Genomic DNA, 12,250 nt, shown 5'->3' on the forward strand with positions numbered 1-12,250 from the left:
GATGCAACGTGTCCCCAACCCTGCGCGCAGGAGGAAGATGTTCCATGGACGATCAATCGCTCTCAGGCGTAGCTGATCGTAATCATACCATTGCCGGCGAGACGGACGATCCCGCCACACCCGATGATAAACCGGGTCACGAATGCGGTGTGTTCGGCATTGTCGCCGCTGACGCCGATGTCGCCCGCCTAACCTTCTTCGGCCTCTACGCCCTCCAGCATCGCGGCCAAGAGAGCGCTGGCATTGCGGTGAGCAATGGTCGCAGTATTCGTTACTATAAGAACATGGGGCTGGTTGCGCAAGTGTTCGATGAAGAAAAGTTGCGCCCCCTCAGCGGCTATATGGCGATCGGCCATACCCGCTATTCCACCACCGGCTCCTCAAAGCTAGAGAATGCCCAGCCCTTCGTGGTCGAAAGCGCCTTGGGGCCGCTGGCCGTCGGCCACAACGGCAACCTGACCAACGCCGCGTCGCTGCGCCGCGAGCTGTTGCAGCGCGGCGTCGGCCTGACCAGCAGCAGCGACAGCGAAGTCATCACCCAGATGCTGGCCGGCGGCGAGGGGCGGACGTGGGAAGAGAAGCTGAAGGTCTTTATGGTGCGGGCCCAAGGCGCGTACTGTTTGACCGTGCTCACCCGCGATGCGCTCTACGCGGTGCGCGATCCGTGGGGCCTGCACCCGCTCTGTCTCGGCCAGCTCGGCGAACAGGGGTGGGTGGTCGCTTCCGAGAGTTGTGCGCTCGGTACGATCGGAGCCGAATTTGTGCGCGAGATCGAGCCGGGTGAGATTCTGAAGATTACCCTCGATGGGCCGCAGGTGATTGCCCGCCAACCCTCGCTGCACACCGCCGCCTGTCTGTTTGAATACATCTATTTCGCCCGCCCCGACAGCATGCTGCACGGTAAGGTGCTGCACGCGATGCGGGTGGCGCAAGGCCGTGAATTGGCCCGTGAAGCGCCGTGCGACGCCGATGTGGTGATCGCCGTGCCCGACAGCGCGACGCCGGCAGCGATCGGGTACGCGCAAGAGTCGGGCATTCCTTATTCGGAAGGCTTGATTAAGAACCGCTACATTGGCCGCACCTTCATCCAACCCGATGACCGGCTACGTAAATTGGGCATCGCGCTCAAGTTTAATGCGTTGACCGACAATCTGGCCGGCAAGCGGGTGGTGCTGGTTGATGACAGCATCGTGCGCGGCAACACCAGCGGCCCAATTGTGCGCCTGCTGCGCGAGGCCGGCGCGCGCGAGGTGCATGTGCGCGTCTCGTCGCCGCCAATCCGCCACCCATGCTTCCTCGGCGTTGATATGGCGACCTACCCTGAACTGATTGCCCACCGCCTGACGATCGAGGGCATTCGCCAACATCTCGGCGCCGATAGCTTGGCCTACCTGAGCTTGGAAGGCTTGATCCGCTCGACTGGACGCGACCCGGCGACCTTCTGTACCGGATGTTTTACCGGCCAGTATCCGGTTGAGATTGAGGTGGTCGATAAAGAGGTGTTTGAGGTGCGGTAAGGGCACGTAGGGGCACAGCGGCGCTGTGCCCCTACGTGCCCCTACCTGCCCCTAATCATCTCCGACGATCCGTTCGCGGTAAGCGGGTGGTTGGCGAAAACGAGTCGCTTGCTCGAAGGCATACGCCAACCGGATTAGCATCGGTTCCGACCACGCCCCGCCGATGAAGTTGATGCCCACCGGCAAGCCAAACGCCATCCCAGCCGGCACCGTCACCATCGGGTAGCCGGCCCGCGCCGGCAACGAACTGCTGCCGCCAAGGTAGCGGTCGCCGCCGATCAGATCGATCGGCCATGCCAACCCGGTCGCCGGCGCGATCAGCGCATCAAGCTGCTGTTCATAGAGCACCGTATCCAACGCCTTCCGCGCTTCATCGCGGCTGGACGCCAACGCCTGTTGGTAGGCCGGATCGTCAAGATCACCCACCGCCGCCGCTTGCAGCAGCAGCTCTTGGCCAAAGAAGAACAATTCGCGCTCGGCATGCTGTTCGTTAAACGCAATCAATTCGGCCAGTGAACGCGGCGCCGGCGTAGCTGCGTGCGGATCGGGAATCCGCTCGGCGAGATAGCGGTTGAGCGTCGCTTTGAACTCGTAGAGCAGCACGGTCAACTCAGCCTCGCTAAAGGCCAGCAACTCCTCTGGCAACTTGACCGGATCAACAATGTGTGCGCCGGCCTCAGCCATCGCTGTCACCGCCGCCGCCAAGGCCCGTTCGACGTGACGGCCAAAGCCGGCAAAGCGATCGCTCCGCAACACGCCGATCCGCGCCCCGCGTAGTGCATCGGCTTGCAAGCAGGTGCGGTAATCAGGCCGCACATGCCCGGCTGCGGCTGCCGTCGCCGGATCGCGCGGATCAGGCCCGGCGATGATGCCGAGTACAGTAGCGGCATCGGCGACGCAACGGGCATGCGGCCCCACCGTATCTTGGGTGAAACTGATCGGGATCACACCGGCCCGGCTGGTTAAGCCAACGGTGGGTTTGATCCCAACCACCCCGCACAGCGCCGACGGGCACGAGATCGAGCCATCAGTTTCGGTGCCGATGGCAGCGACGCACATACTGGCCGCGACGGCAATCGCCGAGCCTGAACTCGACCCGCACGGACTGCGCGCCAACACGTGCGGATTGCGCGCCTGCCCGCCGCGTGCGCTCCACCCGCTCGACGAGGAGGTGCTACGGAAGTTGGCCCATTCGCTCATGTTGGCCTTGCCCAAAATCACTGCCCCGGCAGCGCGCAACCGGGCAGCGACGGTTGCTTCCGCCGCCGGACGCGAGCCGAGCAGCGCCAGCGACCCGGCGGTCGTCGCTGTATCGTCAAGCGTGTCGATGTTGTCTTTGAGCAGAATCGGGATGCCATGCAAGGGGCTGCGCGGCCCGCGCGCATCGCGCTCGGTATCGAGCGCAATCGCCGTTTCGAGCGCCGACGGGCTGACCTCAATGACGGCGTTGAGACACGGCCCCGCCCGATTGAGGGCTTCGATCCGTGCGAGGCAGGCCATGGTCAACACTTCGGCGCTGATCGCGCCGCTTTCCATTGCCGCCTGTAGCTCGGCAATGGTGGCTTCGTAGGCAATGGCCCCGATCGAGCTGGTTGGGTCGTTGGTGGTCATGGCCTCCTCCGGGCTCAGTACGGGCACACCGTGGCATGCCCGTACTGCGGCTTGCTCCTACAAGATTTTCACCGGCGTCAATAAACCGGGCCGTTCGCGATTGGCCGCCTCAATCGCCTCGGCGGAACCTAAGACCGCCACTTGGCCGTGATCGCGCAGTGCCGCCGCCGCTTCGGCAAAGGCGACGAAATCAGCCGGCGTGGTCGCCAATACCTCGTCGCGAATCTGCTGGCGATACTCGTCGCTCACGCTGGTCAGGTAGCGTACCAGCGCCGTGTAGCCCTTGGCATCCGGCAACTGGTAGGCATCCATATCGCCGATAGTGCCGATAATCGCCCGTTCGACCGTAGCCGGATCGAGCGCCGTTTCGCGCAAGAAGGTCGCCATTTCGTCGTACACATCGAGCGTGCGCAAGAGGTTGGGGTCACGGTACGACGTGGTGATGAACAGGCCGGTGCTGCGGTCGTAGTTGCCGCCGGCGCCGTAGGCCCCTCCCTGAATGCGGATGCGGTCGAGCAGGTAGTCGATGCGCAGGTGGCGCAACACCACCATTGCGGCGCCGCTGGGCCGGATGCCGAGCGCATGCAGATCAACCCCTTTGGCGACGTAGTTCACCTGCGCCGGAATTACCAGCCCTTCGCCACCCGCGACGCTGCGCACCGGCCAATGCGCCGGGTTGTACGCGGCATCGGGCAGTTCAGAGAGGAAGGCAGTCAACATGGGCAACACCGCCTGCTGGTTATCGGCATCGAGGGTGAGATTCGCCACCAAGCCGCGCCGGTTGATCAGCGCCGCCCGCACCGCCTCGAGATCGGCCAGCACGCTTGGCCAGTCGTGTTGCACCCGCTGCTCAAGCTCGCGCAGGAAGAAGATCGCAGAGACGCCACCCATCTGTTCGTCGGCCCACTCAGCCGGTGCAAAACGGGCAGCGAGACGCTGGCGCGCATACGCATTCCCCGCCGGCACCAGCGACGACTCTTTGTTGGCGCGCGCGCGCAGCACGATCTGGCGGAAACGCTCGCGGTTGTCGAGATTCACCGTGAGCAGAATCTCGCTCAGCAGCCGCAACAGCTCGGTTGTTTGGGCCACAGTGCTCTTGCCGCGCACGATCAACCGGCCCACCGGCGCGGTGCTCACGATGTCGGTCGCCGTCATCGTGGCCGCATAGATACCGCCGGTTTCCCGCCCGATCCGCTGCAACAGGCGCACAAAATCCGAGGTCGCCGTGCCCATCTCGGTCAAGGCGCGGGCAAAGAGCGGCACGTAGGGCAAGAGGTGGGGCGACAAGGCGCGCAGATCGAAGGCCAGATCGAGATAGACGATGCCGTTGGTAAACAGATTGTGGCGCAACAACCGCGCCCCACCGCGCTCGTCAATCTCGGTCGGAATGCGCTTGACGGCGCGGTCAAGATCGGCAAGGCGCAAGGTGGGGATGGCGGCAATCGCTTCGGGTGGATCCGGCGTCTGCTGCCACTCGGCCAGCGCCTGCGTCTCGGCGACCAGCGCCGCTCGCTTGGCATCGTCGAGGGTCGCGGCGAAGGCGTCGATCCGGGCCTGCTCGGCGGCGGCCAAGCGGGCAGCGTGTTCGGGATCGGGGCGCAAGGTCACGCGGGTGCGGTGCGGATTATCGAGCAGCAACTCGCGGATCAGGCGCTCGAAGAGCCGCTCGCCGTTGGCTACCGCTGTGCGCACCGCCGCCAGCGGCGCCTCGAACCGCAGCGGCGCAATCGGATCATCGTCGTACAGCCACGTGCCCAACGCGCGCAGCATCAACACCAAGCCGCGCGGGAAGCTGCCAGTATTGTTCTCGCGCAAGCTGAACTCGAAGGTGTTAAACGCAGCCGCCACGGTCTCCGGATCAATGCCTTGTTCGGCGAGTTCGGCCAGCGTGCGCAGGATCAGATCCTCGATCTGCCCGGCGTTCGCGGGATCGATCCCCTTCATGCCAACCGAAAAGGTCTGCTGCAGCAGATCGCTCTCGTAACCGCCGACCACCTCTTCGCCCAACCCCGAATCGATCAGCGCCTTGCGCAACGGCGCCGCCGCGTTCCCCAACAGAATATAGCTCAGCAAATCGCGGGCCATCAACACCGTTGGATCGCGATTATCATCAATCAACCAGTTGAGCATCACCATGCCCTTCTGGTTGTCTTCATCGGCGCTAAAGGTGTACTCAAACTCGCGCGGCGCGCTAAAGCGGGCCTGCGGCTCGATCTGCGAAGACGGTTCGATCCGCTCAAACTGGCTCAGGTACTCGTCGAGCTTGCGCAGCCGCTCTTCCGGCGGATCGTCGCCGTAGAAGAAGATGCGCGCGTTCGAGGGGTGGTAGAGCGTTTCGTGGAAACGCTTGAACGCCTCGTAGGTCAAATCAGGGATCGCCTGCGGGTCGCCGCCCGACGAATGGCCGTAGGTGGTATCGGGGAAGAGCGACTGCTGCGAATAGCGGTAGAGCATGCCATCGGGCGACGAATAGGCCCCCTTCATCTCGTTGTACACCACGCCCTTGATAGTGAGCGGCGCATCAGGCGCCGGCAGCTCGAAGTGCCACCCCTCTTGCTTGAGCACTTCGGGCGTGATGCGCGGGAAGAAGACCGCGTCGAGATAGACATCCACCAGATTGTAGAAGTCTTTCAGGTTGGTGCTGGCCACCGGATAGGTCGTCTTATCCGGGTAGGTCATCGCGTTGAGGAAGGTATGCACCGATCCCTTCACCAACGTGAAAAAGGGGTCTTTGACCGGATACTTGCGCGACCCGCAGAGCACCGAGTGTTCGAGAATGTGAGCAATGCCGGTTGAGTCGCGCGGCGGGGTGCGGAAGGTAATGCCGAAACATTTATTCTCGTCGTCGTTTTCGAGCGAGAGCAGTTCAGCGCCAGTCTTGAGATGGCGATACAGGCGAGCGCGAGTGTTGAGTTCGGGGATGAACTCATCGCGCAGCAGTTCAAATCCGTGCAGATCCGTCATGACAACCTCGTCTGGTACAATAGCGCACAGGTGCTTAGAGAATATTGTACCAGAAGCCTTTCATCCATGGCGACCACTGAACCCCAAACTGTTTCGATCATCTGCACAGTGCGCGATGAAGCCGATAACATCGCCGCGCTGATTGATTCAATGCTGGCCCAGACCCGCGCCGCCGACGAGATTGTGATCAACGATTGCCAGAGCGTTGACATGACGCCGGCCATCGTCGCCGCTTACGCTGCGCGCTACCCGCAGATCAAGCTGGTGCGCGGCGGGCACAATATTTCGTCGGGCCGCAATAATGCCATTCGCCACGCGCGCGGCCCGATCATCGCCAGCACCGACGCCGGTCTCACCCTCGATCCGCACTGGCTAGCGCGGATTGTCGCCCCCATCGAGGCCGGCGAGGCTGATGTCGTTGGCGGATTCTTTCACCCCACACCGCGCTCGCTCTTTGCGCTGGCGCTAGGAGAAACCAACTATCGCCGCAGCAGCGAGATCGATCCGGCAGCCTTTCTGCCGTTCGGCAAATCAATCGCCTTTCGGAAAGCAGTGTGGGAAGCGGTTGGCGGCTTCCCGGAATGGGCCAGCCACTGCGAAGACCTGCTCTTTGATCTGGCGGTCGAGCGGGCCGGTTTCCGCCGCGTCTTCGTGCCGGAAGCGGTGGTGCATTTCGCGCCGCGCCCCACGCTGCCCGCCTTCATCCGCCAATACTACACCTATGCCCGCGGCGACGGGCGGGCCGGGTTGTGGCCGCAACGCCATGCCTTGCGGTATGCCGTATACCTGACGCTCAGCGTCCTGTTGGGGGTGGCGATCAGCCAGCCGCGTTTGCGCGCGCCGGTTGGGGCGCTGATTGGGCTAGGGGTGGCTGCCTATACCCGCGGCCCCTACCGCCGGCTCTGGCCCAAGCTGCGCGGCAGACCGCTCAGCGAACGGCTGGCCGCCTTGGCGCTGGTGCCGCTGATCCGGCTGGCGGGTGACATTGCCAAGATGGTTGGCTACCCGGTTGGGGTGTGGCGGCGCTGGCAGGAACGAACGTAACGGCGAAGAGTTCAACAAAAAGTTTTTTACAAAACTTCTCTTACAACAACTTTATTATCGCCAAAGTTGTGCGCTTTGACCGATAAACGCCTCAATCCGTTGAGATCAATCCTATCTTGACGATTCCGCAACTGGTGTGTAAACTACTAAGCAATTTCAACCCTTATTTTTGCAAAGGATCGATGGCCGTACATTAGCCAGACCGGCTTAGTTACTGACACTAAGCCAGCGGTGAGAACACCTCGCCTCAATGTGTAAGGCAGGGATGTTCACGGTTGATCATGTGCAGGCAAGCAACCCCTTGACATGAACTTTCCATCGTCAAGGAGTGGACTGCCGCGCCACCCGTATGAGTGTCTTACAGCAAATGGGCAGCATAAGACAACGTCCGGGGCGGCGCTCTGTCTGTCATGCTTGCTGCGCAAGCTGAGTAAAGGTTGCGCATCTTGGCTAGGCTGGATACAAAGCTAACCTCGCCTAATGATGGCTACAACCTGCCTCGAACCAGCTTGCCAACATCGAACCTGTATAGCCAGCCCCACGGCGGCTATGCTGGGATTTCAGCAACAGATGTTCCAAAGACGGAAAGGAGAGGCGCATGGTCAAGCGAATGGTTCTACTCTGGTTAGCGCTCGCACTGGCGCTCACGGCGTGCGGGCAAAACACCGGCACAACCAGCCAACCCACCGCAGCGCCGGCCCAACCCACCCCCGCACCAAGTGGCGGGAAACTACGCCTCATCATTGGCACTGGCGGCACCGGTGGCGTATTCTTTCCTTATGGCGGCGGTCTGGCCCGGATTTTGACCGAAAAGATGCCCAATACCGAAGCCACGGCCCAAGAGACGGGCGGTTCGGTTGATAATCTCAAGCTGTTGCAAAACGACGAAGCGCAAATTGGCTTTACGACCGCCGACTCGGCGTATGATGCGATCAACGGCGTAGCAGCGTACAAAGACACCGGCAAAGTGCCGGCGGCAGCGATTGCCGTGCTCTATCAGAGCTTCATCCACGTCGTGGCCCGCGCTGACTCTGGCATCACCAGCGTGGCCGATATGAAAGGCCGGCCCGTGTCGATCGGCTCAGCAGGCAGCAGCACCGAAACGGCTGCGATCCGCTTGCTCGAAGCCGCTGGCCTGACCGTCGCCGATATTACGCCGGAAAATTTGGGTGTCGCCGACTCGGTGGCCGCGATGAAAGACCAAAAGATCGACGCCTTCTTCTGGATCGGCGGGTTGCCGACGGCTGCCGTGACCGATCTGGTGACTACCGAAAAGGTGGTCTTCATCGATACAAGCGCCCTGTTGAAGCCGATGGTTGACAAATATGGCCCAATCTACGCGGCGACGGTATTGCCCGCCGGCACCTACAAAGGCACCGATCAAGACGTACCGGGGATCGGGGTCGCCAATCTGTTGGTGGTGCGTGAAGATATGCCGGCAGATCAAGTAAAGGGGATTTTGACGACGATCTTTGACAATCTGGCCGAAGTGCATCAGATCCATCCGGCTGCCCGCACCTTGTCGCTCGAATCGGCAGTTACCGGCTCGTCGATTCCGTTCCATCCGGCAGCTATCGAGTTCTATAAGGAACGGGGCGTCTGGAAAGAGTAAGGCATCGTCACCTTGCTCAGATTTCGACGAAGTGCGGCAGTCTAACTGCCGCACTCCAAAGACTGATCTGCGAGCGCAACCGGCGCGGAAGCCAACCGTTAGCCGGCAAAGCAATGTTCGCTATGCGTGCAGCATTGCGCTGGCACGCATTGGAATGCGGTAACGGAGCTGCCGCACGGCCAGCGCACCGTCGCCTGAACGGATCACTTCAGGCTACCGATTTGATATGGTCACAAAGGGGTACTACTTATGAGCGCCGCCGCCAATCCGCCCAATGCCGGCTTGCCCGATGCCGAAGAGATTAGCCGCGAAAAAGTTGAACAACTCATCGAAGAATTCGAGAGCGAGTCGGCAACGCGCAAACTCAACGGTGTATGGGCATGGATTGGGGGGATCATAGCGGCGTCGCTTTCAGTGTATGCCCTCTATTGGACGCAGGCCATCATCACGACACAGGTCTACCGGGCCACGTTTTTAATGCTGGTCTTGGTCTTGACCTTCCTTTACTACCCATTTCGGGCCAAATCCCGCACCAATGTCGCGTGGTATGACATCGTGCTGGTTGCGCTGAGCGTGGCCAGTATGGTCTATTTGAGCCTCTATTTTCGCGAGGCATTGCAACGAGTCACCCAACCCACGCCGATCGAATTGGTGATGGGTGGCATTATGCTGCTGTTGGTGATCGAAGCCACCCGGCGCACCACCGGCTTAGCGTTGACCCTTGTGGCGATTGGCGCGATTTTGTATGCACTGTTCGGCTACCTCGTCCCCGAACCGTTCGACCACCGCGGCATCTCGCTACAAAGGCTCATCGGCACCAACTATCTGACCCTGCAAGGGGTGTTTGGCGTTCCGCTCGATGTTGCAGCCACGTTTATCGTCTTATTCACCATCTACGGCGCAGTGCTGGAATATAGCGGCGCCGGCAAGTTTTTTATTGATTGGTCGTTTGCCGCGTTGGGCAAATCGAAAAGCAGCGCCGGCCCCGGACGCACCGTCGCCGCTGCCGGTTTTTTGCTCGGTACCGTCTCAGGCAGCGGTGTCGCGACCACCGTCACCCTCAGCTCGCTGTCGTGGCCGATGCTGCGCAAAGCCGGCTACGACCGGACGGTAGCCGCCGGTATGTTGTCGGCGTCTGGCATTGGCGCCACCCTCTCGCCGCCGACGCTTGGCGCAGCCGCCTTCCTTATTGCTGAATACCTCGACATCTCATACCTTGATGTGTTGATTATGGCCATGGTGCCAACCATTCTCTACTATCTTTCGATCTTTCTGATGATCGAAGCTGATTCACGGTTGTTGCACACACGGCCAGTTGATATTAAAACTGAACCTTTGTGGGATTTAACCAAAAAATTTGGCTATCACTTCTCTTCCCTCTTTGCCGTCGCCATCTTGATGGCCATCGGTTTAACGCCATTTATGGCCGTCTACTGGTCAATTGTGATCGCCTTCCTGCTCAGCTTCCTGCGTCCCGAAACCCGGCTCACCTCGCTCAAGGCGCTGGCTGCCGGCGCTGCGCTCGCAGCGGTCTTAATGCTGCTAGAAGTCACCGGGGTCTTGCCGCGCATGCGCCCTTCGGTCGCCATCTTCTGGGGCATGATGCTCACTATCGGCATTGCCGCCGCGATTGCTCTTTACCGGCGGGTAAAAAACATACCGGGTGAGGATGAGAATATGCGCATTCTGCGCGCCTTAGAGTATGGCGGGCGGAGTGTGATTTCGATTGCGGCGACAACGGCCTGCGCCGGGATTATTGTGTCGGTCGTCACCTTGACCGGTTTGGGGTTGAAGATTTCGGGTATGATCGTGAATCTCGGCGGCGGTAATATCTTGTTCACGATCTTCTTTGCGGCGGTGGCCGTGTGGGTGTTAGGCTTGGCCGTTCCAGTCACCGCATCGTACATTCTGGCGGCGGTGATGATTGTGCCGGCCTTGCGCCAAGTGGGTGTGCCCGAACCAGCCGCGCACATGTTCATCTTCTACTACGCGGTGCTGGCCGACGTTTCGCCACCCACGGCGCTGGCGCCGATGGCCGCCGCCGCCATTACCGGCGGCAAACCATGGCCGACGATGTTTATGGCGTGGAAGTATTGTATGCCGGCGTTTCTGGTGCCGTTTATGTTCACCTTGACGATAGACGGCGCTAGCTTGTTGCTGTTATTGCCCAAGATGGGGCAAGCCGCCAATGAAGTGGCGTTAGCCTTCCAACCGGCATGGTATGAAACACTGGCTGCGGGGGGATGGGTCACAATAGCAATCACGTTCCTGACTAGTTGTGTGGCGGTGGGTGCGCTCGCGGTTGCATTTGGCGGATGGCTCTTCCAGCAGGCGAATCTCATTGAGCGCATTATTATGGCGATTGCTGGCCTTGCGATGCTCTACGCCGATTTGGGTGCTGATACGGTCGGCTTTAGCCTCTTTATTGCCGGCTTGATCATCCATGTAATCCGGATCCGCTTCCTGCGCAAACCACAATCGGCGGAAACGGCGCCGCAGCTCGGCGAGACGCAGCAATAGCCTGCCATTGCCGCGCCTCGTCAAGTTAGGTTGTTGGGGCTGGTGAACGTTGGCGGCGTTTGAACAAGCGGATGATCTTGTCAATAATCATCACCACGATGGTGATCAGACAGATTTTGATCAACGCCTCACCCAGATCGCCAGCGTTCGCTAGTGATGGCGCTTCATTGATATGGTGCTCGCCACGATCGGCAAACGCGCCGCTTTCCCGCTCGCCGCCAAAGACCACCGCACCACGTTCCCGCGCCCGAAATCCCTCTTCACGCGCAGCCACCTGCGTCACCGGCAGCAGATGGTTCACCCGCAGCCAGTTAAACCCCATCGCCACCAATACCGCCACCCCAACAATGATCAAGATGCGTCCGAGCGTTTTCATTGCCGCACCTCCTCTAGCCGCGCCGCTGCTGCAGCGGGTTGGCGGGCCGGCTTGCGCGATGGCCAGAGCCGGCGGAACATACCGGCAATCCAGCTCCAGTGGATCGCGACGTGCAAACCGAGGATGATCACCGTCAGATCTGACGCCTGCCGGTGGAGTATTTCGAGCGTGCGATCGCGCGGCATCGTAATCCCGAACAACGGCAACGCTTCTCGCGACATCAACACGCCGCTGGCGACGGTAACGGTAAACGCGAGAAACAGCAGTGCATTGAGCAGAAAGTTCAAGCGCGACCGCCATGTCGTTTTGGCCAATAGGCGCTTGCCAATGGTGATAATCCATTGCCAGTGCAGCAGGACGTGGGTGATCAGCGCCGCCGCCAACGCCAAACTCAACCACTCGTGGATGGCCAACCCGCTGAAACTCGGCGCAGTCGCGATGAGAAAGGCGATGAACATTGCGCCGTCGATGAGAAAGTTGCGCCAGTTTTGATTCGTCTGCTTCATGTCACACCTCTGTCACAATTGCTGTTTACACTTTTACTGTAAGGCGCAATTGTGAAGAAGTTGTGCAGGGGTTTGGGGAAGGTGGTGAAATCTTGGCAAC

At 60.7% G+C, this 12,250-nt stretch carries 8 protein-coding genes; 4 read left to right on the plus strand and 4 right to left on the minus strand.

The genetic code is table 11. From position 1 onward, the window contains the following. Positions 1-44 precede the first annotated feature (44 nt). On the plus strand, positions 45-1,517 hold the full coding sequence (purF, locus tag A6A03_RS04685; protein WP_066784103.1) for an amidophosphoribosyltransferase: 1,473 nt from the start codon (positions 45-47) through the stop codon (positions 1,515-1,517). Between the two features lie 51 nt (positions 1,518-1,568). Here purF and A6A03_RS04690 read toward each other — a convergent pair whose 3' ends face one another. Next, positions 1,569-3,155 carry an amidase gene (locus tag A6A03_RS04690; RefSeq protein WP_281181258.1) on the minus strand — a complete coding sequence of 529 codons (1,587 nt, stop codon included), beginning with the start codon at positions 3,153-3,155 and terminating at the stop codon, positions 1,569-1,571. A gap of 30 nt (positions 3,156-3,185) precedes the next feature. Continuing rightward, positions 3,186-6,092, minus strand: a complete 2,907-nt coding sequence (locus tag A6A03_RS04695; RefSeq protein WP_066784108.1) for an insulinase family protein — start codon at positions 6,090-6,092, stop codon at positions 3,186-3,188. Positions 6,093-6,158: 66 nt separating this feature from the next. Between A6A03_RS04695 and A6A03_RS04700 the strand changes: the two genes are divergently transcribed. The 3 genes from A6A03_RS04700 (at position 6,159) to A6A03_RS04710 (ending at position 11,268) form a co-directional block, all read left to right on the plus strand. Next, positions 6,159-7,136: a glycosyltransferase gene (locus tag A6A03_RS04700; RefSeq protein WP_066784110.1), complete on the plus strand. Its 978-nt coding sequence runs from the start codon at positions 6,159-6,161 to the stop codon at positions 7,134-7,136. A gap of 598 nt (positions 7,137-7,734) precedes the next feature. Continuing rightward, positions 7,735-8,748 (plus strand): TAXI family TRAP transporter solute-binding subunit, encoded by a 1,014-nt coding sequence (locus A6A03_RS04705; protein WP_066784112.1) that lies wholly within the window; start codon positions 7,735-7,737, stop codon positions 8,746-8,748. Between the two features lie 249 nt (positions 8,749-8,997). Then, positions 8,998-11,268 (plus strand): TRAP transporter permease, encoded by a 2,271-nt coding sequence (locus tag A6A03_RS04710; RefSeq protein WP_066784114.1) that lies wholly within the window; start codon positions 8,998-9,000, stop codon positions 11,266-11,268. A 25-nt stretch (positions 11,269-11,293) separates the two neighbouring features. Here A6A03_RS04710 and A6A03_RS04715 read toward each other — a convergent pair whose 3' ends face one another. Further along, on the minus strand, positions 11,294-11,644 hold the full coding sequence (locus A6A03_RS04715; protein WP_066784117.1) for a hypothetical protein: 351 nt from the start codon (positions 11,642-11,644) through the stop codon (positions 11,294-11,296). Next, on the minus strand, positions 11,641-12,150 hold the full coding sequence (locus tag A6A03_RS04720; protein WP_066784120.1) for a DUF4405 domain-containing protein: 510 nt from the start codon (positions 12,148-12,150) through the stop codon (positions 11,641-11,643). The genes A6A03_RS04715 and A6A03_RS04720 overlap by 4 nt, the downstream gene beginning before the upstream one ends. Between the last annotated feature and the right edge of the window lie 100 nt (positions 12,151-12,250).

Origin of the sequence: Chloroflexus islandicus, from assembly GCF_001650695.1 — a bacterium.
Taxonomy (GTDB): domain Bacteria; phylum Chloroflexota; class Chloroflexia; order Chloroflexales; family Chloroflexaceae; genus Chloroflexus; species Chloroflexus islandicus.